Source organism: Tatumella citrea (genome assembly GCF_002163585.1).
GTDB lineage: Bacteria > Pseudomonadota > Gammaproteobacteria > Enterobacterales > Enterobacteriaceae > Tatumella > Tatumella citrea.
This window is the reverse complement of the sequence record NZ_CP015579.1, coordinates 2,035,198-2,058,203: the sequence shown is the minus strand read 5'-3', so window position 1 is coordinate 2,058,203 and position 23,006 is coordinate 2,035,198. Positions and strand designations below refer to the sequence as shown.

At 47.7% G+C, this 23,006-nt stretch carries 19 protein-coding genes; 6 read left to right on the top strand and 13 right to left on the bottom strand.

The window, feature by feature from the left end:
• Nucleotides 1-265: 265 nt before the first annotated feature.
• The 5 genes from A7K98_RS09805 to A7K98_RS09785 all read right to left on the bottom strand — a co-directional run bounded on the left by A7K98_RS09805 (nucleotide 266) and on the right by A7K98_RS09785 (nucleotide 4,483).
• Nucleotides 266-1,165, bottom strand: coding sequence for a nucleotidyl transferase AbiEii/AbiGii toxin family protein (locus tag A7K98_RS09805; RefSeq protein ID WP_087488391.1), 900 nt, complete (start codon nucleotides 1,163-1,165; stop codon nucleotides 266-268).
• Nucleotides 1,162-1,932, bottom strand: coding sequence for a type IV toxin-antitoxin system AbiEi family antitoxin (locus tag A7K98_RS09800; protein WP_087488390.1), 771 nt, complete (start codon nucleotides 1,930-1,932; stop codon nucleotides 1,162-1,164). Before A7K98_RS09800 ends, A7K98_RS09805 begins: the two co-directional genes overlap by 4 nt.
• Nucleotides 1,933-2,121: 189 nt before the next feature.
• Entirely contained in the window at nucleotides 2,122-2,448 is a 327-nt protein-coding gene (locus A7K98_RS09795) for a 4-hydroxythreonine-4-phosphate dehydrogenase PdxA (RefSeq protein ID WP_232461617.1), read from the bottom strand.
• A 94-nt stretch (nucleotides 2,449-2,542) separates the two neighbouring features.
• Nucleotides 2,543-3,862, bottom strand: a complete 1,320-nt coding sequence (locus A7K98_RS09790) for an IS4 family transposase (RefSeq protein WP_087488389.1) — start codon at nucleotides 3,860-3,862, stop codon at nucleotides 2,543-2,545.
• 114 nt (nucleotides 3,863-3,976) lie between these two features.
• Entirely contained in the window at nucleotides 3,977-4,483 is a 507-nt protein-coding gene (locus A7K98_RS09785) for a phenolic acid decarboxylase (RefSeq protein WP_087488388.1), read from the bottom strand.
• Nucleotides 4,484-4,582: 99 nt separating this feature from the next.
• Between A7K98_RS09785 and A7K98_RS09780 the strand changes: the two genes are divergently transcribed.
• Nucleotides 4,583-5,479 carry a LysR family transcriptional regulator gene (locus A7K98_RS09780; protein WP_087488387.1) on the top strand — a complete coding sequence of 299 codons (897 nt, stop codon included), beginning with the start codon at nucleotides 4,583-4,585 and terminating at the stop codon, nucleotides 5,477-5,479.
• Between the two features lie 73 nt (nucleotides 5,480-5,552).
• Here the strand turns inward: A7K98_RS09780 and A7K98_RS09775 are convergent, their stop codons facing one another.
• From A7K98_RS09775 to A7K98_RS09760, 4 genes are all read right to left on the bottom strand, one after another.
• The gene (locus A7K98_RS09775) at nucleotides 5,553-6,593 is read right to left on the bottom strand and encodes a carbon-nitrogen hydrolase family protein (protein ID WP_087488386.1); all 1,041 of its coding nucleotides are present in this window, start codon (nucleotides 6,591-6,593) and stop codon (nucleotides 5,553-5,555) included.
• Between the two features lie 35 nt (nucleotides 6,594-6,628).
• On the bottom strand, nucleotides 6,629-8,452 hold the full coding sequence (locus tag A7K98_RS09770) for a solute symporter family protein (protein WP_087488385.1): 1,824 nt from the start codon (nucleotides 8,450-8,452) through the stop codon (nucleotides 6,629-6,631).
• Nucleotides 8,453-8,779, bottom strand: a complete 327-nt coding sequence (locus tag A7K98_RS09765; protein WP_087488384.1) for a DUF485 domain-containing protein — start codon at nucleotides 8,777-8,779, stop codon at nucleotides 8,453-8,455.
• 250 nt (nucleotides 8,780-9,029) lie between these two features.
• Nucleotides 9,030-10,022 carry a LysR family transcriptional regulator gene (locus A7K98_RS09760; RefSeq protein ID WP_198361151.1) on the bottom strand — a complete coding sequence of 331 codons (993 nt, stop codon included), beginning with the start codon at nucleotides 10,020-10,022 and terminating at the stop codon, nucleotides 9,030-9,032.
• Between the two features lie 192 nt (nucleotides 10,023-10,214).
• Between A7K98_RS09760 and A7K98_RS09755 the strand changes: the two genes are divergently transcribed.
• The 5 genes from A7K98_RS09755 to A7K98_RS09735 all read left to right on the top strand — a co-directional run bounded on the left by A7K98_RS09755 (nucleotide 10,215) and on the right by A7K98_RS09735 (nucleotide 18,108).
• Nucleotides 10,215-11,327, top strand: a complete 1,113-nt coding sequence (locus A7K98_RS09755; protein WP_087490448.1) for an ABC transporter substrate-binding protein — start codon at nucleotides 10,215-10,217, stop codon at nucleotides 11,325-11,327.
• A 280-nt stretch (nucleotides 11,328-11,607) separates the two neighbouring features.
• Nucleotides 11,608-12,756 carry an efflux RND transporter periplasmic adaptor subunit gene (locus A7K98_RS09750; RefSeq protein ID WP_087488383.1) on the top strand — a complete coding sequence of 383 codons (1,149 nt, stop codon included), beginning with the start codon at nucleotides 11,608-11,610 and terminating at the stop codon, nucleotides 12,754-12,756.
• A gap of 2 nt (nucleotides 12,757-12,758) precedes the next feature.
• Nucleotides 12,759-15,917 (top strand): efflux RND transporter permease subunit, encoded by a 3,159-nt coding sequence (locus A7K98_RS09745; protein WP_087488382.1) that lies wholly within the window; start codon nucleotides 12,759-12,761, stop codon nucleotides 15,915-15,917.
• A gap of 1 nt (nucleotide 15,918) precedes the next feature.
• Complete coding sequence (locus A7K98_RS09740; RefSeq protein WP_087488381.1) at nucleotides 15,919-17,346, top strand: efflux transporter outer membrane subunit; 1,428 nt, start codon at nucleotides 15,919-15,921, stop codon at nucleotides 17,344-17,346.
• Between the two features lie 93 nt (nucleotides 17,347-17,439).
• Entirely contained in the window at nucleotides 17,440-18,108 is a 669-nt protein-coding gene (locus A7K98_RS09735) for a TetR/AcrR family transcriptional regulator (RefSeq protein WP_232461616.1), read from the top strand.
• Here A7K98_RS09735 and A7K98_RS09730 read toward each other — a convergent pair.
• From A7K98_RS09730 to A7K98_RS09715, 4 genes are all read right to left on the bottom strand, one after another.
• Nucleotides 18,086-18,652 (bottom strand): TetR/AcrR family transcriptional regulator, encoded by a 567-nt coding sequence (locus tag A7K98_RS09730; RefSeq protein ID WP_232461615.1) that lies wholly within the window; start codon nucleotides 18,650-18,652, stop codon nucleotides 18,086-18,088. The genes A7K98_RS09735 and A7K98_RS09730 overlap by 23 nt on opposite strands.
• A 191-nt stretch (nucleotides 18,653-18,843) precedes the next feature.
• Nucleotides 18,844-19,152, bottom strand: coding sequence for a hypothetical protein (locus A7K98_RS09725; RefSeq protein WP_087490446.1), 309 nt, complete (start codon nucleotides 19,150-19,152; stop codon nucleotides 18,844-18,846).
• A 442-nt stretch (nucleotides 19,153-19,594) separates the two neighbouring features.
• Entirely contained in the window at nucleotides 19,595-21,061 is a 1,467-nt protein-coding gene (locus A7K98_RS09720; RefSeq protein ID WP_087488379.1) for a pyridoxal phosphate-dependent decarboxylase family protein, read from the bottom strand.
• 13 nt (nucleotides 21,062-21,074) lie between these two features.
• Entirely contained in the window at nucleotides 21,075-22,460 is a 1,386-nt protein-coding gene (locus A7K98_RS09715; protein ID WP_087488378.1) for a diaminobutyrate--2-oxoglutarate transaminase, read from the bottom strand.
• Between the last annotated feature and the right edge of the window lie 546 nt (nucleotides 22,461-23,006).

Here is a 23,006-nt window from a genome sequence, read left to right as displayed (position 1 = left end):
TCCGAACTCCTGAGTTCTTATGCAGGGGGATATGTATCTGAGCTAAAGGGGGGGATTAATCTGTTACCGGATAGTGGTAATTCATCACATGACAGCTTAGGTTTCGGGGAATAATGGCGTTACATTAATCAGTTTCTGGTGAACAGTGACTATTTCGTCTGAACATCAGCATAGCAGCAGGACAGTATGCCCTTGCCACTTTTCCACCACATGATGCATCATTCAGCGGAAGATACATTTTAAATCATCACTGATATGTTGCAGGTCACTGACTCAGTAGCGCTTCTGCTTTATCAAGTTGTTCCTGCCATTTCAGGGGTTTCTCCGTTCGCAGTTTTTCAAGGTTGTGCAGTTTCCATTTGACCGAGGGAAAATGCCTGAATTCATACAGAGACCAGTCGGGTTCTGCACGACTGAAACTCAGGAGAAATGCTTTATCTTCAGTCGTCAGGCTTTCACGTATCATTGATACCAGTTGCTTTCTCGTCTGCTCGTAATCCTCATAGCTAAAAGGAATGTCACTCATTCCCTGGAACTGATTTTCATAAGCACTACGTTGGTCAAGCAAATGTGGGTCTAGCATTTCGTGTACCGGCCGGGTACTGCTGGCCAACCCATAGATTAGCCCGTGCCTGATGTCGTCCGTAAATCCTGTCTCCTGAAGCATCAGTTTGACGTCGAACAAATCGCGAGGATGTTGGCGGTCAAGAGCCGCACACAATTTACCACCATAAAGTTGTGACCTGGAGACCACGGGCATCGCACAGAATGCATCAAAGATCTCCTGGGCTGTATTGCACAGTGGCATCTTAACTGCGTTAGCGATCAGTCCTCTGCCGACGGTGTTGACCTCTATTTTGATCAGTACACCTTGTTCCGTCACCTGAAGCTTGCAGACATCCGCCCTGTGCTCTATCTGTATACCAGACCTCACGTTTTGAATATTGCCCTTAACACGCAATAAAGCCTGATTGATTCCTTCGAGACTGCTATTGCGGTCAGCAACCGGTACGTATGTCAGGTCGATATCAACCGACAGTCTCGGCATATCGTGATAGAAAAGATTGATAGCCGTACCACCATGCATAGCGAAACAATCTTCTTTTGCCACTTCAGGAAGCACATCAAGTAGTAACTGTACCTGCTTTTTGTAAATCTCTTTCATTTTGCTGATTCCAGTTCTTCCGGGACAGTGATCTGGTATTTTACGTTCAGGACCCCACCCGGGGTGATCATTCTTTTGCCACTGCCCAGATCGACTTTTTCTGTGTTAACAAAGCTGAACCAGTCGTGCCCTGCTTTCTCAGCCATGTAAAGGAACAGGCGTTTCACCTTAACCGACCTGCAACTCTCAAGCAGTTTTTGAACAGAAAGCGGGCGCAGATTGTTTAATCCTTGCATCAGTTCGTATGTTTCCAGCAACGGCTGATGTGCAGGTGCGAGGTAAAGACATTCCATAACAGCACGTGCCGGACCGGAAATCAGCACGTTAAATGATTTATGCCCAAGTTCGATAAGCCCCTGTTCCCGCGGCAAAAAATCTGAGGATTTTGAATTTATCTCTATTCCCCAGTTGTATTCCTGATACCATTTTGGAAGTTTCTCGCCCGGCGGACCAAACAGCGTTACCCGATGTTCATTAAAACCAAGGTAATGCGCACGACCCTGGAGTGCCAGTGCTGTTTTAGCCCCCGGATGTATTGCCATACCAAGTTGCGTCTGCAGGGCATAAATCCCCCCCAGATAATCAATCTCATCACCTTCCCTTTGCAGCGCACCTGTTCCGATGGATTTATACCACTGACTTTTCCGGTATTGCTTTAACAGCTCCTGACTATAGCCCTGCTCAGCCAGCCACGACGATGTCAGTACCACACCATCAGGTGTGGTACTCAGGAGATGGTTTAATTTAGAGATTATTTGGGTAGTCATAATACCCCTGTACCTTTTTTTATAAACCTACATCAACGGGAAGGTTTATATATAATTATTTTAAGGTATTAATAATACCCTAAAAAGTAAATAAATAAACCACGTGTTTGGAATATATCGGAGTTGGAGAAATCTGCCTGCCAGCAGATTTAGTCATGAGAAGGCCGTAGTTACCGGCCTGGAGAAGGATTACTGCGCGGTAGATCCGGCCATACGAACCAGCAGTTTCAGGGCACTTTCAAATGCCGATGGAGAGGCAATGCCCTGTCCGTACAGGTTATAAGCTGTACCATGGTTAGCAGTAGCAATAGGAACAGGAAGGCCGCCCTGCACGGTAATACCACGCTCGAAACCGAGCATCTTAAGCGCCGTGGCAAACTGATCGTGATACATAGAAACCACTGCATTTAACTGTTGAGTTTCTACGGCTTTATAGGTGGTATCGGCGGGGTACGGGCCGTACACATCAATGCCCAGGGCTTTAGCACGGGCCATTGCGGGTTTTATGATAGACAAAATTTACTACAGGTTAAATGCTAACACTGTATTCCTGGCCACGATCGAAAGCCCGGTTTTACGTTTAAAAAAACCGGCCCGGGGCTAATGCCGGTCACTTAAGGTGACCGGCATTGTTTTTAAAGGGATATTTCGACCTTTTCTCCCTCACTTCTCTCACATATTCCCGTTCTCGTCGTGGTGGCAGTTTCAGCATCCCGGCATTACTGTAAAAGTGTTTAAGGTGACCCGGGATGGCTCCCGGTGAAGCCCACGTCAGACCGATCAGTAGCCGTAATATCTCTGATACTGCACCGCTGAAGCTCAACTGGTAAGGCAGGTAATTTCCTTTCAGGCTGAACGCCATTTTAATCATCTGGTAACGCACCAGGTTATACGTCAGCATTCCCCATAGCTCCTGCTTCACCAAATCGGGCAACCGGCTTCTCAGCGTCCAGCGGTTTCCCAGTAAAAACTGCTTTGCCTCACGATATCCCAGCTCGATTTCCCAGCGATGCTTATAAAGTTCTGCCACGTCAGTCGCCGGATGACGCATCGCATCTGTCATGGAAGTGACTACCTGCCGTTCCGTCCCGTTCACTTTCCGCCTGATTAGCCTCACTATGAGTTCTTCCGGCAGGCCTTTCCATTGCTTTCTGGCCTGAGGCGTGGTTTTCAGTCGTATCAGTTCGTCCTGCCTGCCGAGCTTTCGTACCACTTCATACTGAGTGTTCTTTTTCAGCGGTGTTAGCCAGTGGCGATTTTCACCTGCATTATGCCAGTCATGTAACAACCCTAAAGAGTAAAAGCCCTTATCAAACAGCGTAATACTGTTATCCGGTGCATTTTCTGCCAGCTGAGCGGCCAGCCGCATTTCGTTGATATCGTAGCGACCTGACACACTTGCACGCAGCAGATGGCTGCTGAGTTCCATCAGACACACCATACGAACCTGAGGATAACCGCGTTCACCATGCTGATTAGATGCTTTGCCGAAGGCCTCTGCATTTTCAGGAGTGTCCCGGGTATGCCAGACAACGCCATCAACAGCATTAAGCGTCAACCCGTGCCAGAGGGGATGTCTGGCTTCTTCGTGCCAGTGTTGTTGAGTGAGATCAAACAGGACCCGGATGGCATCTTCGCCCAGTGTTTTTCGGCGGGCAATCACAGAGCTGGGTGCGGTAAATGACCGTCCGGTCCGGTCAACAATATCCATCAAATTCACGATATGGCTCATGGGCTTATTGTTGAATATGGCCATACCGATAACCAGCCAGACCATCGACTCAAGGGGAAGTTTACGCTTACGCAGCGTGACGGTATGAGTGAGGGAAAACGCCTGTCGGATGAGGTCAGGAGAGAGCAGGTCAGAGAGGCTCTGTACTTCTTCGGGAGCAGTGAGATTAATAATGCCGAGAGCTTGCGAAAGTTCCATTTAAAAAGGGTCCATGTCTGCATATGAACCCTTTTTACACCAGCCACCGGATCGGTCAAATGATCCTTAAACGATCGGCATTAGGCCCGGGGCCGGTTATGGTTACTGTCGTCATTACCGCAGGTTTTCAGGAAAATCTGCCGGTAGCTCGCTGGCGGCACAGGCAATCACTGAATCATTATTGGCGCCGCAATCCCGTACAAAGGTGATAGTGGCAAATTCATCAATCACCTCAGTCGGGTAAGCCGGGCCGGCATCACGATACTGGTTCATTAGCGGAATGTGGTCATTCTGGAAACAGACCGTTTTTTCCGGATTATTCATCACCCAGCGCGGGAAAAAGATAGTTCCATGGAAAAGTTTATCGGCAAAATTAACGATCAGGCTGACATCGGTGCCGGTGGGCTCTGTCCAGGAAATTTTATAAACGCTTTCCCCTACCCGGACAATATACGCCTGCTGATCTTTTACCCAACGATTCCCCACCAGACCACTGTGGATACGGTAATCCAGAGTATGCTCGTTTTTTACATAAATTTCGTAATTCCAGCCATTATCATAGGTATAGACCAGGTGTTTACCGACAAATTTGCTTAAATCGTGTTTATCAAATGTGCTCATTTTCGTGCTCCCCGGTTTCAATACCTGAATGCTACGCCTTTAAATTTCCGATGAATAACGCTAATTTATGATTTAATTCATCCAAAAAGTGAAACAATCATGCAACGTACCACTCTGGAACAATGGGCAATTCTCGATTGTGTTGTGGCTACAGGTAGTTTTGCCCGGGCTGCACTGCAGCTTCATCGCAGCCAGTCATCAGTCAGTTATAATCTTTCACAGCTACAGGAACAGCTCGGGGTTACATTGTTGGTTGCTGATGGGCGCCGCAGTGTACTCACTACTGCCGGGTCTGCTTTACTTTTGCAAATGCGGCCATTACTCAAAGCATTTGGCTACGTGGAGGCCCTTGCCGCAACCATGCATGACGGACAGCGGACACAGTTAAATATGGTAGTCGACGCTATATGTCCGCGCGGGCTGTTATATCGGGCACTGAATCAGTTTCGCGAACGCTGGCCTCATTTGCAGATTCAGCTGACCGAAATACTCGAGGGTAGTACGCAGGAAATCACAGCATTTAATGATGCTGATATCCAGATTGTAACTGCACGGCAAAATCTCACCGGGCGCGGTGAATGGCTGATGAATGTTGATTTTATTGCGGTTGCCCGTTACGACCATCCGTTATTTGCCAACACTGAACCCCTGACAGAGGCGTTGTTAAGCCGCTGGCCCCGGATTCAGATTGCTGATGGTCAGCAGGCCGCAGCAACCGCAGGACATGCCTGGAATTTTTCGACAGTAGATGCCGCAGCCGGGGCCATTATTGCCGGGTTAGGTTATGGCTGGCTGCCACGTACGCATATCGGGAAACAACTGGCAGAGGGTGAACTAAAACCGTTACCCCTCAGCCATGGTGCTCACAGGATGACCCCTTTACACGTCATTTTGCGCCAGGATCTCGCCCCGCCGGATGAGCCGGTCAGCTTTCTGCTGTCTGCCCTTAAACAGACTCTCCCTGATGAACAACAAGGAATTGATGAAACTCTCTGATGCCGGGGAACGCGTCAGTGGCAGCATTTCATTTTGCTATCACTGACTGGGGGCAGACGCAGGGATAACCCGCTTATATTTCGGTTTGTTGTTCGCCGTTATCGCCGGCAATCACCGGATAGCTATTTTCGACCGATGGGTGTTCTGTAAATCTGGCCGGGACCAGGCGATGCCTGTTGACATTCAGGCTGAACACATCAAAACGATTATAATATCCAACTACATCATGCAGTTGTTTTAATTCAATGATTTGAGTGAGGTCAAAGGTCGCATATGCTATGCCTTCTTCATGCTGCAACATATCCCCGATCTGGGTTCCCGTCGGGTCAACAAACATTGTCACTGCCTGCGGCGTATTTTCGAGAATCTCTCCAACGCTGCTGTCAAAATCTGTCAGCATGCTGATCATTTCATTATCCATAAGAGATGCACTCATAATGCCGAAGCATTTAGCTTCGAAAGAATGAGCACCTGCGCGTATACGGTTCGCCGCAAGATTATCAAAATTGCCACCTGCCGTTGGTTTTTTAGTAGGCCAGACAGAAGGCCATTGTGAGATATGGATTTGCTCACCCTGCGCCATCAGAGAGTAACGGGCCAACGGATTGGTATTTTCTCCACAGATTAATCCCCCGATCTTGCCTATACGGGTGTCACATACATTCAGCCCGGCACCATCACCGGCAGCCCACACCATTTTCTCGTAGAAAGTAGGCACTAGTTTTCGGTGATGATTAATAATTTTTCCTGTCTGATCAATCAATACCGATGAGTTCCACAAACACCCGACACTGACAGGGCTGCGTTCACTAAAACCTACACATATCAGGATGTCATGACGGGCTGCTGCACTGCACAGTGCTTTAATTTCTGGTCCATCAATAAGCAAACTATTCTCTGCCATTTTCCTGAACCACTGGTGGTTATAAATTGGCCCCCAAAGCGCGGCCCACACAGGAAAACCAGGTATAAATGATTCCGGAAAAACCACCAGTTCGGCGCCATTGTTGCTGGCTTCTGCTATCAGATTTAACGCTTTTTCAAGTGTAGCCCGGGCATTCATATAAACAGGTGAGGCATGGACAGATGCTGCTTTAACAGTGGGTAATTGCATTTTTTCCTCGAAATTATTAACAAATATATGGGGTACTATGACTGGATGCGACTTCCTAAATCCCGGCGAATAGCGAGTTCTGGCCAACGCTGCAGAGCCCGCTCGTCACGAAACAGCAGTGAAAAAACGATTACCAATAAAAATCCTGCAGGTATTGTGATGATTCCCGGATTGTTCAGAGAGGTCAGTGGCTTTTTCAGTCCTATAATGCTGGTTGCGTTATCCGGAATTGCATCAATCTTCTGCTGCAACTCAGTACGCAATTTCAGATTCTGTGTTGAAGAATTGGGTTGGAGCTCTGCTAAATGAAGCTGGCTGACTAACTGCTCTTTTTGAATCAGAGGATAATTCATCCCCGGAGAGACCAGTACCAAACCAATGGATAAGAGAGTGCCGCCAACAATTCCAGCCACTACCCCTGCGGTATTACACCGGCGCCAGTAAAGTGACAGGATAAGAGCCGGCAGGTTTGCTGAGGCAGCAACGGCATATCCCAACCCTACCAGATAAGCCACATTTTGGCCTTTGGCAGCAATGCCCGCGATAACGGCGATTACAGCCATGATCAGTGTGGCTATCCGGGCGGCAATAACCTGCTCCTGCTCAGAGGCTTTCTCTTTTTTGATTGCCCCGACATAAACATCATGTGCCATGGCAGATGCGGCTGCCAGGGTCAAACCTGCCACCACAGCAACAATTGTGGCGAATGAAATTGCAGAGACCAGAGCTAACAGGAAATTTCCGCCCATACTGTCCGGTCCGCCGCCCAGGTATTGCGCAAGTAAAGGAGCCGCCAGGTTACCGCCCTTTTCAGCGCTACGTATGGCTTCTGCGCCAAGGAAATGAGCACAGGCAAAACCAATAATGATGATGAACAGGTGGCATACACCGATAAACAACATGCTCCATAGCACAGATTTTCGGGCATCAACTGCACTACGAACAGCAAAGAATCGCATCAGAACATGCGGCATAGCGGCCGTACCAAGCACCAGGGCCAGCCCCAGCGAAATTTGTTCTACCGGTTTTTTCAGGTACAAACCTGGCTCCAGAAAGCGTTGTCCTGCTTGTTCTGGCGTCATTGATGAATCCCGGAACAGGGATAAAACGTAATGCTGAATCCTGACGTCGCTGGTGATATGGTTGATAAAACTGACGCCATTAAAACCAAACGGCAGCCATGAAAGAACGACTAATACAAAACAGCAACTAATGAGTAATATGGCTTTAGTGACCTGAACTGCGGTTGTGGCACGCATACCTCCAAACGCAACATAGATCATCATTAATACGCCCACGGCAATCACGGATATTTCATATGGAATACCAATAAGCGCCCTGACAATCACTGCTCCACCGGCTATCTGCGGTACCATATAAAACAAAGCTACAATCACACTGGAAAATGCAGCAACAGTTTTCGTTGCCCTGAATGAATTTCTCCAGGCCAGCACATCACCGAGAGTAAACTTCCCAAGATGCCGGCAAGGTTCTGCGACAAGAATTAACACCGGAATAAAGGCGATAAAAAAGCCAACGATATAACTCACCCCATCAAAACCATACAGCGCAATCAATCCGGAAACGCCAAGAAATGCGGCTGCTGAAAGGTAATCTCCGGCAATAGCCAGACCGTTTTGAACCGGACCGATACCCCCACCGGCGGTATAAAAATCATCTGCAGTGGCATTCTTTTTAGAGGCTAACCAGGTAATAGATAATGAAAAAAGAAATAAAACAGCGAATATAGTAAAAGTTATTCCTTTATGACTATTATCCACCAGGGCATTATCTGCTGCATATACCGGGCAGGTAATAAGCGCAGGCAGAACTGATAATAATATAGTTTTAGCTTTCATTTAAAATGACGACCTGTCAGTGAGTGTTTCAGGCCACTGGTGATTATCCAGTTGCCTCATTTTTTTGACGTAATAACAGGCAATCAGCCCCCCTAATGGATATTGCATAATTACCCAAATCAGACCGACATTTACAGATCCTGTTATCCGGTAATTCATCATCCCCGGAGCCAGAAAATTAAGTACCGGAACAGAGAAGTAGAACGCCAAAGTAATTCCAATCAATGTCCAGATAACAATGAGTTTATGTCGCGAATACTGCCGGTATTGCTTGCTGTTATAGATGTCATTTATAGATGTTTTTTTGCTGCTTATGACGTCATTCATATCCCCCCCTTTGGTGATTTTTGCACATTAACAGAGCTTTTTAAGGCTAAAAAGTCGTGATTTCGCACAGGCCATTGCATTTTTGCAAAGGAAAATACGCACCAGTTTGGTGAAGAATTAATGAAAAGAAACCGACGTTGAAACGATGAGTTGCCCGGATGAAAGGAGTACCTGAAATAATAAGATAACTGAATTTCTCTGCTCAGCCACTGGCACTGAATACATGCACCCTTGCGGTGCATACAGAGTATCAGACGATGGTAATACCTGGTGTGTTTGGATAATCCTGTTTAAAAGATTCGACCAGAAAATGAATAACTGTTTTAATTTTAGGCAAAAAACGCAACTCTTTATGTACAGAAAGCCAGATAACACGTTCACTAAATAGCGTCTGATCCAATACCTTTTGCATGCCATAATGTTCTGCATGCATAAAGTCAGGTAACATCACCAGGCCGCACCCTCCGCTGGCAGCAAACATCTGTGCAATCATGCTGCTCGAACTGAATACTATCTGTGGATTAGCAATTATTTCATCCAGCCAGCGCACAGTATCCAGTTCGACTAAATCATCGATATAGCTGACAAATTTATGCTGTTTTAGTTGTTCTTTATTTTCAGGAATCCCGTGATTACGGATATATTCATCAGACGCATATAAATACAATTTAAATTTACCTACTGGCATGATATCCAGACCTTTTGCTTCGTAGGGATAAAAACTTAAAAATACATCCGCTTCACGACGATTCACATGAACCTGATGTGGCGAAGTAATGAGTTCGACATGCAGGTCAGGATATTGATGGCTAAAGTCAGAGAGTTTTTTGGCCAGGTAAAAAGAAGCAATACCTTCCATGGTACCAATTCTGACCTCCCCTTTGAGGTGCTGATTTAATGATGCTACTCCGGCCCCTGCAGTCGCCAGGAGCTGTGATTCCATGGCTTCAACGCTGGTTAGTATTTCCTTTCCTTTGAATGTCAGTTTTAACCCGGATGGATGACGTTCAAATACTGGTGCGGATAACGACCTTTCAAGACTGGCAATCCGGCGACTTACGGTAGAAACATCAATCCTCAGGTGTCTGGCAGCACCGGATAAACTTCCGGCCCGGTAGACTTCTAAAAAAATTCGTAAATCATTCCAGTTTGGCATCGATGGCTGCACGTTTCGCGGTCCTTTCAGGGGATTAATCGTCGTTTTCTCAGTAAAAAACCGGGTTAACAAGAAACCAATATTCATATCCACGTGCAAGGTCTTTGTGTTTGCGCATGAATATCAGCACTACAAGATACCAGGTAATCGCACTGTATGCTGGTAAAACTGCGGTCATTGCAGATGCCGATGGCTTTCCAACAGAGAATGGGACGCATTTCTATTGTTTTCAGAGGTGTTTTTTCTGATACTGTTGCCCCCGTATTGCCGGAACTTATTATGTTTAAGCCAGTTTTCAGAAAAAATATGCTTGTCGCGACACTACTGCTGATGGCCCCTTTTATCGCACAGAGCAAAGTTGTCACCGACAGCCTGCAACGTCAGGTCACAGTCCCTGATAATCCACAGCGTATTGTGTTGGGTGAAAGCCGCATGTTGTATACCTTAGCATTGGTTGAGGACGGTAATCCTGCGAAACGGGTGGTTGGCTGGCCAGCAGATTTGCGCAATTTTGATAATCAGACATGGCAGCGCTACTTGCATGCATGGCCAAAAATTGCCGATATTCCATTAATTGGCAATTCTAATTTTTCACAACTTAACTCTGAAAAGATCATTTCACTTCGGCCCGATCTGGTCATTTTTCCAGTGTATGCCCGCACTCCGCCTGACAGTTCTTCGTTGTTACAACAACTGTCTGCCGCGCATATTCCGGTCATCTTTCTCGACTTTCGCGTTAATCCGCTGGCGAATACTGTCAGCAGTCTGAGAACACTGGGAGAAGCTCTCGATGATCAGCCCAAGGCGGAAAGATTTATTAAGTTTTATCAACAGCATATGCAGATTATTCATGACCGACTGGAGCACTGGCAAGGCCGGAAACCCAGGGTGTTTTTACAACTGCATCTGGACCGCAACAGAGATTGTTGTACGACCGTAGCACATGGTAACCTGGCGGATATGATGGCTTTTGCAGGTGGCGATAATATTGCTGCCGGCCATTTCCCTGCTGTGTATGGTAAGGTCAGCCCTGAAACTCTGCTGGTGGAGAAACCAGATATCTACATTGCGACTGGTTCTTCCGGTCCTGATCATCCTGACCAGTTACAATTGGGGCCGGATGTCACGGCAGATCAGGCAAAAAATTCTTTTACTGCGGCACTGAACAAAAATAGTACTCTTGCCCTGCTGCCCGCGGTTAAAAACCACCAGGCTTTCGCGCTGTGGCAAAACTTTTATATGAGTCCCTGGCACTTACTGGCAGTTGAACAGTTCGCCGTTATCTTCCATCCTCAGTTATTTCAGGATGTTTCCCCTGCCCGCACTCTGCAGCAAATGAATCAGCAATTTCTGTCTCTTCCTGAAAACGGTACCTACTGGACCAGCAACTGATCAGTATTGATCCGCTATACACCAGTGACAGCGGTAACTCCGCTGTCACTCTTCAAAAAAAAACATTAGAAACAGTCCGTTAGTTAATCACCACCCTGTTCCATCTCTTCTGATACTTATCGCTTAGCAGCCTGTTTGCTGGCAGTTGAAAAGCTGTTTCCTTCTGACACTGCCGGGGGCCACTGAATTTTGTGAGTTCTTTTTCATTTTCCTGACATACACAGATGTGTAGATTTGTTAATCTGACAAATGGGAATGAACGTTCACTACAGGATTAATCATGAAGTCAATTCAGCGCAGTGTTATCGCAGGGCTGGTATTATTATGTGCCGGTTGCGACCAGAGTAGTTCTACTCAGCAAGCAGCTGCTGTTACAGAAGTCGGCGTAACTACTTTGCATACGCAACCTGTGAATATTAACAGTGATGTTACCGGGCGTGTCACAGGAACTATGGTTTCAGCGGTAATCCCTCAGGTCGGAGGGATTATCCAAAAACGTCTGTTTACTGAAGGTGATGATGTTAAGGCCGGTCAGGTTCTCTATCAGATTGACCCCGCCACCTATCAGGCCACTTATGATCAGGCTCTGGCTGAATTAAAATATGCTCAGGCCGTGGTAAAAAGCAGCAAATTAAAAGCGCAACGTTATGCTGCTCTGGTCAAAGAAAACGGAGTGTCAAAACAGGATGCTGATGATGCAGAAGCTACTTATCTGCAAAATGTTGCTTCCGTTGAACAGTACCGGGCCGCGGTAGAAAGCGCGCGAATTAATCTTAACTACACGCGAGTCACGGCTCCGATTAGTGGCCGGATTGGTATTTCATCGGTCACGCCTGGTGCATTAGTGACAGCCAGCCAGTCAACTGCGCTGGCCACCATCCGTACACTTGACCCTATCTATGTCGATCTTACTCAATCCAGCATGCAACTGCTGAAATTGCGTCAACAAAAAAGCTCTCTGAAGCAGGAAACGGATACCGTTCCGGTCACAGTGAAGCTGGAAGATGGTTCCACATATAACCAGACCGGGAAGCTGGAGCTTACCGAAATTGCGGTTGATGAATCGACCGGAAGCGTGACTATGCGGGCCATCTTCCCTAACCCTCAACATATTCTGTTACCCGGAATGTATGTCAGGGCGAGTGTAACCAATGGCGTGAAAACAGATGCCATTCTGGCCCCGCAACAAGGCATTACCCGCGATGCCAAAGGTGACGCTACCGCGTTAGTTGTCGATTCAGAGAATAAAGTTGAAAACCGGTCTGTGGCAACGACTCAGGTCATTGGCAATAAGTGGCTGATTAATAGTGGACTGAAAGACGGGGATCGTCTGATCGTTCAGGGCACCGCTAAAGTCCAGGCCGGGATGACCGTAAAACCGGTTGAAGTCAATCCGGATGCCACTACAGCGACAAACGGAGACAACTAATTATGCTGGCTCAGTTTTTTATTCGCCGCCCTGTTTTTGCATGGGTAATCGCAATCTGCATTATGATGTTCGGGGTACTGAGTATCCGCAGTCTGCCGATTGCCCAGTATCCGGATGTTGCCCCTCCGCAGATTAGTATTCAGGCAACGTATACCGGTGCCTCCGCCGCTACTCTGGAAAGCAGTGTTACCCAGGTCATTGAACAACAACTGACCGGACTGGACGGGCTGCTCTATTTCAGTTCTACCAGTACCGCATCAACCGGCCAGGTGAAAATCAATGTCACCTTCCAGCAGGGAACTGACCCCGATATTGCTCAGGTTCAGGTCCAGAACAAAGTACAACAAGCGGAAAGCCGCCTGCCAACTGCGGTTACAGATCAGGGTGTGACCGTAGAAAAAGCCCAGAGTGACTTCCTGCTGGTGCTGGCCCTGTATGATAAAACCAATAAAAGTACCTCCTCTGATATTTCTGATTATCTGGTCAGTAATATGGAAGATACGCTGGCGCGTGTGTCAGGGGTGGGCACAGTGCAGGTGTTTGGTGGTGAATATGCCATGCGGATCTGGCTGGACCCGGTAAAACTGGCATCCTACTCTCTGATGCCATCAGACGTGGCAACCGCGCTGGAAGCTCAGAATACCCAGGTCTCTTCGGGTCAGTTAGGCTCGCTGCCCTCAGGAAAAGAACAGCAATTAGTCGCCACCGTGCAGTCCCGTTCCCGGTTACAAACCCCTGAACAGTTCCGCAATATTGTGCTCAAAAGTGAGACTGACGGGTCACTGGTACATCTGAGTGATGTCGCTCGCGTCGAAATGGGTGATGAAGATTATAGTGCCAACGTACTGGCTAACGGACATCCGGCATCAGGGATGGCAGTTCAGCTGGCTTCGGGTGCTAATGCCCTGACCACTGCAGAGAAAGTCAAAGCGGCAGTTGATACTTTCCGTAGCAGCATGCCCGCCGGATACGAAGTTGCGTATCCGATGGACAGTACCGATTTCGTCAAAATATCTATCGAGGAAGTAGTAAAAACCCTGATTGAGGCGATTATTCTGGTGATTATCGTGATGTTTGTGTTCCTGCAAAACATCCGTACCACCTTAATCCCTGCTATCGCGGTACCGGTAGTTCTGCTTGGTACTTTTGGGGTACTGGCCGTATTTGGCTATTCCATTAATACCCTGACGATGTTCGGGGTGGTACTGGCCATCGGGCTATTAGTTGATGACGCCATCGTGGTGGTAGAAAACGTTGAGCGCGTGATGCGTGAAGAAGGCCTGTCTCCCCGCAAAGCCACCGAGAAATCGATGAAAGAAATCACCGGCGCACTGATTGGTATTGCGATGGTGCTGTCGGCGGTATTCCTGCCAATGACCTTTTTCAGTGGCTCAACCGGGGTTATTTACCGGCAGTTCTCCATCACTATTGTCTCCTCAATGGTGTTGTCTGTGATTGTCGCACTGACCCTTACCCCTGCGTTATGTGCCACTATCCTTAAACCTCATAATTCTGAAAGCACCTCGAAAGGCTTTTTTGGCTGGTTTAACCGCAGTTACGATAAAGTTCAGTCGCGCTATCAGAATGGTGTAGGCCGTGTCATTGCTGGCAAATGGCGTTATATGCTGGTCTATGGCGTGTTGGTGATTGGCTGTGCTGTCTTATATACCCGCCTGCCGACCAGCTTCCTGCCGACCGAAGACCAGGGTTATATCATGGTGCAGTACCAGCTGGCACCGGGAGCCACGGATAACCGTACGTCTGAAGTTCGCCGTCAGGTGCAGGAGTACTTTTCCACCAAAGAGAAAAACAACGTCAACGTCAGCATGCTGGTCAATGGCTTCAGCTTTTCAGGCAGTGGCCAGAACGCCGGTATTGGATTTATTGCACTGAAGAACTGGAGCGATCGTCCGGGCGCTGCAAATACCGCCAATGCGATAGCTGCCAGAGCCATGGCAAACCTCTCATCGATTCGTGATGCGCAGATTTTCGTTCTGACACCACCCTCTGTATCGGGTCTTGGCCAGTCTGATGGCTTTACATTCGAACTGCAGGGGCGCGGAGCAACCAGCCGGGATCAACTGCTGGCCTGGCGCAACCAGCTGATTGCTGAGGCTAATAAAGATCCTGCAATGAGCGCAGTACGTGCCAACACCCTGCCCGATTTACCTCAGTTACAGGTAGATATCGATGATCAGAAAGCTCAGGCGCTGGGATTAACTATCAGTGATATTAATACCACCCTGGGAGATGCTATCGGTGGCTCCTACGTCAATGACTTCGTTGATCGTGGACGGGTGAAGAAAGTGTATATGCAGGGGGATGAACAGTACCGGAGTAAACCTGAGGATATCGACCGCTGGTATGTGCGCGGAGAAGACAGCTCAGGCGATGCCACCATGGTGCCTTTCTCGGCCTTCGCCAGCTCTCACTGGACCTATGGTCCGGATGTGCTGTCACGCTACAACGGCCTTTCTTCCTACGAGATTGAAGGTTCAGCTGCTGCAGGTCAAAGTTCAGGTGAAGCAATGAATGCCATGGAAAAACTGGCAGCCAAGCTGCCATCCGGCGCGACCTTCTCCTGGAGCGGATTGTCTTATCAGGAAAAACTGTCCGGCGGTCAGGCGATGTCATTGTATGCCATTTCGCTGATTGTGGTATTCCTGTGTCTGGCTGCACTTTATGAAAGCTGGGCTATTCCCTTCTCTGTCATGTTGGTCGTTCCGTTGGGAGTGCTTGGTTCATTACTGTCGGTGACCCTGCGTGGGCTGGAAAATGACGTTTACTTCCAGGTTGCGTTACTGACCATCATCGGTTTGTCGGCGAAAAACGCCATTCTGATTGTTGAATTTGCGGAAGAGAATTACCAGAAAGGCGAAGGACTGGTTAAAGCTGCCGTTCATGCCGCCTCTATGCGTCTGCGACCAATCATTATGACATCACTGGCATTTACCGCAGGGGTATTCCCACTGGCCATTTCTTCAGGAGCTGGTGCCAACAGTCGTATCGAAATTGGTACCGGCATCATTGGCGGGACAATCACAGCAACCTTACTGGCTATCTTCTTTGTGCCACTGTTCTTTGTTTTAGTTCGTCGCCGCTTCCCGGGGCTTCCAAAGGATGACGAATCGCAAGCCTCTGTAGATAAGGCAGGAGAATGATATGTCAGCAAAAGCCTTAATGCTCTTTTTACCCTGCTTTCTGGCAGGGTGTGTTTCACTGGATCCGCATTATGATCGCCCCACTGGGGCGGTCAGCAACCAACTGCCGGCCGGTGATGCCTATAACAAATTGCAGGATACCAACACTAATAATTATCGCTCTCTGGCATGGCGTGATTATGTCCTGAATGATCAGTTACGTCAGGTTGTGGCCATGTCACTCAACAGTAGCCGCGATTTACGTGAAGCGGTTGCCAGTGTGAAAGCGGCTCATGCGCAGTATGGAGAGGAACGTTCCTATCTGTTCCCGACCGTTACTGCCGGCCTTAGCGGAACCCGCTCCCGTGCTTTGACCGGAGAAGGCAATCAGACAGCCCTCAGCAGCAGTTACAGCGCGGAAGGAAGCACCAGTTCGTTTGAACTGGATCTGTTTGGTAAAAATCAAAGTCTGACCCGTGAACAGTATGAAACCTACCTCGGTACACTGGAAGGTGCCCGCAGTACACGACTGACGGTATTATATAACACCGTCTACTACTGGCTGTTGCTGGCTGCTGACCGCAGTAATCTCGAGATTGCCAGACAGACAGCTGAAAGTGCCCGTCAGTCGTGGGAAGTCACACAAAAACAGATGGATCACGGTACTGCTTCGATGGTGGATGTTTCTTCCGCAGAAACCACCTACCAGTCGGCGGCTGCCGATGTAGCCAGTTACACCACTGATGTTGCTCAGGACAAAAATGCCCTGGATCTGGTGGTGGGACAGAGCGTACCAGAAAACCTGTTACCAAAAGATATCGAGTCGATTGGTCAGGCATTGCGTGAAGTTCCTGGTGGGATCACTTCTGCGGTACTGGAAAACCGGCCAGATGTGCTGGAAGCAGAGCATAACCTTAAATCTGCTAATGCCAGCATTGGCGCGGCAAGGGCAAATTTCTTCCCTTCAATCTCACTGACCGCAAGTGGCGGTGTTGGTAGTTCTGAGCTGAGTTCATTATTTAAAAATGGTGCGGGAATCTGGTCATTTGCGCCCAGTATTTCACTGCCAATTTTCAGTGGCGGCTACAATGTCTCTTACTTAAAATACACCAAAGCGGAAAAAGAGCTGTATGTTGCAACCTACGAAAAGACCATTCAGACAGCATTTTCTGAGGTTGCTGACGCCCTGGCCCGTCGCGGCACAATTGATGAACAGTTAGACCGTGAACGGAAAAATGTAGCAGCATCACAGACCTACTATCACCTTGCCGATTTACGATATCGTAACGGGATTGATACTTATCTGGACGCGTTGACTGCGCAGCGGACGTTGTATACCGCACGGACCAGTCTGGTTACGACTCAGGAAGCTTATTATGTCAACCTAATCACTTTATATAAGGTGATGGGTGGCGGTTCTGATTTGAATGAGTCACAGATAAAACAGTAAGTGAATTACAGCGGGTCGGTTCATATCGCCCTGCTGTGATTTTTTCTGACAAAATTGATCAGACATTAGCACTTATCCTGGGTATATCAGACGATGGTTTTTGTCATTAAACCTGAGCATAAAAATAACACTGGAATTCAACACAATGTCGGAGATACCTTGAGTAAGCCTGATGACCTTTTAGCCACCCGCCGCAGGAAACAGATAATTTCGGCCGCAAGCCTGTGTTTTAGCCAGACAGGATTTCATAGTACCAGCATGGCTGATATTATTCAGGAGTGCGGATTAAGTGCCGGTCAGATATATCGTCATTATTCAGGCAAAGAGATAATCGTCAATGAGTCTATCCGCTATATTACGGAACACTGGTGTGCATTTTTGTTAAAAAATCTTCCACAAGAAACTAAGACAGACAATATTATTGATATTAACTCAGCTTTCTGGGATGAATGGCCGGAAGACCAGCGCAGGTTGTTAATTGAAACTTATTCAGAAGCTTCACGTAATGACACAGTAAGACAGATCGTGAATCGGGCAGAACAAAAATTATTTGCCGGACTTGATGAAAAATTTTTAATCTCAATGCCGGAAAGCTCTCAACAAGCACGCCGCCAGAAAATCTTGTTGCTGATACTCCTGACTGACGGGATCATCTGCCGAAGGTTTACAGATAACTCATTGAATTCTGATGAAATCAAAAGAATTAATGGAATATTCAGTCATCAACTGCATGTCACAACTAACGGCTGTCAGTCAGATTAACTTCCCTGGCAATAGTATTAAATAAATGCATAAAATCATCCGGAACACTACTTTTCTTCATGCAGCGGCGGATAATTATTCCGTCGATAATCAATGACATCATATAAAGCCTGGTATTAATAACGCTGGCATCAACCCCGGGATAGCGTCCCTGGGTTTCAACAATGAAGTTCTGTTTAAGATCATTCCACGCGTCATACATAATATCGCTAATTCGTTCATTCCGGGTTGATTCAGCCGAAATTTCCATTAACAAAACGATGCTCTGTTCAACTGCCGGCGGCAGAAGATCATCTGCTGAATAAATTTCAGGAAAAGAATGAGATATTTTTTCGAAGTCGGCATTTAATAGCTGCTTCATGCGCCTGACAACATCCAGCACCAGAGCTTCGATAATAGCGTCTTTATTGGTGAAATATTTATAAATTAATCCGACACTAACGTTTGCGCTGGCAGCAACATTTTGAATTGAGGTCTGATGAAATCCTTTTTCTCGCATGCAACGTTCCGCTGCCTGCAGAATTTTTTGTTCACTGTTCATCATTAACCTCATCGCTGGCTGGAAGAAATACCCTACGGCATAATAGCCTGAATACTTATAATAACGTGTTCAGGATCGAAATAATACCCGACAAAACAGAAAGCAGCGTGCCGGGAAATATAAATTGAAGAGTGATTACAGCTGGCAATGAGTTTTTAAGATTCAGGCAGCATATTGCTGCCCTTAGGGTGAAATTAACGACGACGACCTTTGGCCACTGATGCCGACCAGTTAAAATCTGAAACTTCGCTGGCAGACAAAGATTCAGGTTTTTTTCTGCGTACAGGTTTTTTGGCTTTAGCAGCTAACGCTTTTTCTTTACTCAGTTTAAGTTCCATTACCTGCTGTCTGGCATCGAGCGTGAACTCTTTATCTTTCTTGCTATCAGGCTCTTTACTGGTTCGCTGACGGTATTTTTCGACTAAAGACTGATAAATAACATCAATCTCTTCGCGTTCCTGAGGAGTAAACTGGTCGATCGATATCATTTTTTTGTCGTTCATTACCTGCCCCGCTATTTGTCGGTTCATGCTGTGATAATCAACAGCATAACATGGGCTGATCGAAGAATTCTCACCAATTACACCCGGGTCCATGTCGCGGTGTGATGAAAAACATCAGGGAGAGGCTAAGCAGTTGAAGCAGAATTCACGTAGCAGCACCAAAGTTACCCCGTCAAAACCGGGCAATCCGCTAATATTTCACCCGGGTTATGGAGAAAAAAGGCTGGCAACCTGCAGGATAGTGAATCAACAGTGAAGAAACTGACGTGAGCAATAAGATATCTGGCGTCATACGTCTTGCTGATGGTTTTTATCGCACCGTTCCCTCAGGCGGGTATTAAATCTCATTTGGCACCATAGAATGATCACCATATGTATGTTGTAACTAATAGAGTCTAAAAAAAGCCGGCGACCTGAGTCACCGGCTTCTTTCACTGAATTATCAGTGACTTAGTAGTTGTTCAGCACATTGCTGTACACTACCCAGTAATTTCTTCACATCATCCAGAGTAACAATCGGGTTCAGCAACGTCATTTTCAGACAGGTAATACCATCTGCTTCCGTTACCCCAACGTTTGCACTTCCTGATGCCAGCAAAGTATCACCAATATGTTGATTCAGCAGACCGAGAGCTGCGTCATCCACTGGCGCGGCAGGAGTGAAGCGGAACAACACACTGGCCAGTTGTGGCTGCATGACCAGTTGCAGAGATGGCTGAGTCGTAATGTATTCAGCCACCTGCTGTGCCAGAGTCACACCGCCATCGATGATTTCAGCATATTTAGCCTGTCCCAGCGCTTCCAGTCCCATCCATAATTTCAGTGCATCAAAACGACGGGTAGTCTGTAATGATTTCGAAACCAGGTTAGGAACGCCCTGCTCTTCATCAAAATCGGAGTTCAGGTAAGCTGCCTGATAACGCATCAGTTCATAGTGGCGTGCATCTTTCAGCAGGAAAGCACCACAACTGATGGTCTGGAAAAATTGCTTGTGGAAATCCAGAGTAACTGAATCTGCTGCTTCCAGGCCATTCAGGTAATGACGATACTGCTCAGAAAGCACTAACGCCCCTCCCCATGCAGCATCAACATGAACCCAGATGCCTTCGCGGGCAGCCAGCGCTGTGATTTCCGGTAACGGGTCGATAGCTCCGGCGTCGGTAGTTCCGGCCGTAGCAACAATTGCCATTACCTGTTCACCGCGGGCTTTCGCTTCGGCCAGTTTCTCCTGCAGATCATTAAGATCCATACGGGAGAAGGCATCAGTTTTCACCTGAGTGACTGAACGATAGCCCAGCCCCATCAGCGCCATGTTTTTCTGCACTGAAAAATGCGCATGCTCTGAACAAAATACTTTAATTTTGCTCAGGTCTCCGGTCAGACCATCCTGCTGAACAGAATGCCCCTGACGAGCGAAGTGAGCATCACGGGCCAGCATTAAGCCCATCAGATTACTCTGTGTACCACCACTGGTGAATACACCGGCATCGCCAGCCGGATAACCTACACGCTCACGCAGCCATTCAATCAGTTTAACTTCAATGATAGTGGCTGACGGGCTCTGATCCCAGGAGTCCATGCTCTGGTTGGTCGCATTAATCAACACTTCCGCGGCCTGGCTAATCACCAGGCTCGGGCAATGCAGATGCGCCACACACTGCGGGTTATGTACCGACAGACTGTCATGCAGAAATAAATCTACTGCACGGGCAATTGCCGACTCATTCCCCAGCCCTTGCCGGGTGAACTGCAGCTGAATGCGCTCGCGCAACTCAGCTACGGTTTTCCCCTGGTACATTTCAGGCTGTTGCAGCCATTGTGCGACGGCCTTTGAACTTTGTTCAATGGCCGCCTGGTAGGCGGCGACACTTTCAGCCGATCCGCTAAGGATCGGGTTTAACTCTGACATACTACGGCTCCGCTTAAGCAGGCTGAACACCGGCACTTAACAGCGCCTGCTCAAATTTATCCAGGAAAATACCCAGCTCATCGTTGGTGATCAGCAGGGATGGCAGAAGACGCAGCACAGCACCGTTACGACCACCACGCTCCAGGATCAGTCCCTGTTCGAAGCATTTCTTCTGCAGTAATGCAGAAAGTTCACCATCGGCAGGGAAACTACCCATATGGTCAGCAGCTTCATGTGGTTTAACGATTTCAATACCAATCATCAGGCCTGGTCCACGAACCTGACCAATCACCGGATAACGCTGCTGTAAAGATTTCAGTTTGCCGGTCAGCCATTCGCCCTGAGCGGCAACTTTATCGGCAATTTTCTCTTCTTTCAGGATTTTCAGCGTGGTCAGGCCGGTAGCCATTGCCATCTGGTTTCCGCGGAAAGTGCCGGTGTGATGGCCTGGTGACCAGACATCGATCTCTTTTTTGATGCCAAGTACTGCCAGTGGCAGGCTGCCGCCTACGGCTTTAGACATCACAATGATATCTGGCTCGATACCGGCGTGTTCGAAGGCAAACAGTTTACCGGTACGGGCAAAACCAGCCTGCACTTCATCAACAATCATAACGATGCCGTGTTCACGGGTCACTTTACGAATACGTTGCAGCCACTCTATCGGGGCCGGGTTAACACCACCCTCACCCTGAACGGCTTCGAGGATTACTGCCGCTGGTTTACGTACACCACTTTCAACATCGTTGATCAGGTTTTCGAAGTAATAGCTAAGCGCTTTTACCCCGGCTTCGCCGCCAATGCCCAGTGGGCAACGGTACAGGCTCGGGTACGGCATAAACTGAACTTCCGGCATCAGGCCATCAACAGCTTCTTTCGGTGACAGGTTACCTGTCACTGATAAGGCACCGTGGGTCATTCCGTGATAACCGCCTGAGAAGCTGATAACGCCGCTGCGACCAGTGGCTTTCTTAGCCAGTTTCAGTGCTGCTTCAACCGCATCAGCTCCGGAAGGTCCGGTAAACTGCAGGCAATAATCTTTACCTTCGCCAGGTAACAGCGAAAGCAGGTAAGCTGAGAACTCATCTTTTAACGGAGTTGTCAGGTCGAGCGTATGTAACGGTAAGCCACTGGTAATGACACTTTGGATGGCCTGAAGCACTTCCGGGTGATTATGGCCCAGAGCCAGTGTTCCTGCACCGGCAAGACAGTCCAGATACTGCTTATTGTCTGCATCAGTAATCCACACACCCTGCGCTTTGGTAATCGCTAAAGGTAATTTACGTGGATAGCTTCTGACATTAGATTCGAAACTGGCTTGTCTGGACAGAAGGCTTTCATTGCTTTGCGGTAATGAATTAGCGCTCAAAGTATTAATACGGACTTTATCCGTCATCATATCTCTCCTACAACCCGGACCTCATGTTGGCCGGATTGAAAAATAGGTTAAAAAAGTATGTATATAAAACGCGGCTAATATAGTTTTTTTTACCCCCGGGCTCAATAGTTAATTTTTGCAGATACTCACGACATATCTATATAAATCAGTCACAAAGAACTTAATGGCTGAGCACAAATTATTTGTTGCTTTGTAACTAATAGTGTTCAGACGTGATTTGGTTGTACATTCAGTGCGAAATGGCACACAAAAACCTCTAAACACCCCTGGTGTTAATGCCGGTAAAATCAACTACGGTCACTCTCCTCCCCTTATTTTCCAGTCCGGGCATCGTGATTCGCTGAACAATCGGTCCTGACAAATCAGCAGTCAGGATAAACAATTATTTTAGACAGTTAGATGACAATACGGCATCGGGATAACTATGAGGCTGTGGCCGGACGTTTCTGAGCGGTGCTAAACCGCTCTGTCGCTACCCTGATCACTGATTTGACCAAGGGGTTGATAAACGGAGTCGGGAGAGTAAGTTTGTTTAGTAAATCATCA

What these genes read in the sequence shown, in the direction of transcription:
- A7K98_RS09805 (WP_087488391.1), bottom strand. Translation starts at nt 1,165, where the DNA reads ATGAAAGAGATTTACAAAAAGCAGGTACAGTTACTACTTGATGTGCTT.
- A7K98_RS09800 (WP_087488390.1), bottom strand. Translation starts at nt 1,932, where the DNA reads ATGACTACCCAAATAATCTCTAAATTAAACCATCTCCTGAGTACCACA.
- A7K98_RS09790 (WP_087488389.1), bottom strand. Translation starts at nt 3,862, where the DNA reads ATGGAACTTTCGCAAGCTCTCGGCATTATTAATCTCACTGCTCCCGAA.
- A7K98_RS09785 (WP_087488388.1), bottom strand. Translation starts at nt 4,483, where the DNA reads ATGAGCACATTTGATAAACACGATTTAAGCAAATTTGTCGGTAAACAC.
- A7K98_RS09780 (WP_087488387.1), top strand. Translation starts at nt 4,583, where the DNA reads ATGCAACGTACCACTCTGGAACAATGGGCAATTCTCGATTGTGTTGTG.
- A7K98_RS09775 (WP_087488386.1), bottom strand. Translation starts at nt 6,593, where the DNA reads ATGCAATTACCCACTGTTAAAGCAGCATCTGTCCATGCCTCACCTGTT.
- A7K98_RS09770 (WP_087488385.1), bottom strand. Translation starts at nt 8,452, where the DNA reads ATGAAAGCTAAAACTATATTATTATCAGTTCTGCCTGCGCTTATTACC.
- A7K98_RS09765 (WP_087488384.1), bottom strand. Translation starts at nt 8,779, where the DNA reads ATGAATGACGTCATAAGCAGCAAAAAAACATCTATAAATGACATCTAT.
- A7K98_RS09760 (WP_198361151.1), bottom strand. Translation starts at nt 10,022, where the DNA reads ATGAATATTGGTTTCTTGTTAACCCGGTTTTTTACTGAGAAAACGACG.
- A7K98_RS09755 (WP_087490448.1), top strand. Translation starts at nt 10,215, where the DNA reads ATGTTTAAGCCAGTTTTCAGAAAAAATATGCTTGTCGCGACACTACTG.
- A7K98_RS09750 (WP_087488383.1), top strand. Translation starts at nt 11,608, where the DNA reads ATGAAGTCAATTCAGCGCAGTGTTATCGCAGGGCTGGTATTATTATGT.
- A7K98_RS09745 (WP_087488382.1), top strand. Translation starts at nt 12,759, where the DNA reads ATGCTGGCTCAGTTTTTTATTCGCCGCCCTGTTTTTGCATGGGTAATC.
- A7K98_RS09740 (WP_087488381.1), top strand. Translation starts at nt 15,919, where the DNA reads ATGTCAGCAAAAGCCTTAATGCTCTTTTTACCCTGCTTTCTGGCAGGG.
- A7K98_RS09735 (WP_232461616.1), top strand. Translation starts at nt 17,440, where the DNA reads ATGGTTTTTGTCATTAAACCTGAGCATAAAAATAACACTGGAATTCAA.
- A7K98_RS09730 (WP_232461615.1), bottom strand. Translation starts at nt 18,652, where the DNA reads ATGATGAACAGTGAACAAAAAATTCTGCAGGCAGCGGAACGTTGCATG.
- A7K98_RS09725 (WP_087490446.1), bottom strand. Translation starts at nt 19,152, where the DNA reads ATGAACGACAAAAAAATGATATCGATCGACCAGTTTACTCCTCAGGAA.
- A7K98_RS09720 (WP_087488379.1), bottom strand. Translation starts at nt 21,061, where the DNA reads ATGTCAGAGTTAAACCCGATCCTTAGCGGATCGGCTGAAAGTGTCGCC.
- A7K98_RS09715 (WP_087488378.1), bottom strand. Translation starts at nt 22,460, where the DNA reads ATGATGACGGATAAAGTCCGTATTAATACTTTGAGCGCTAATTCATTA.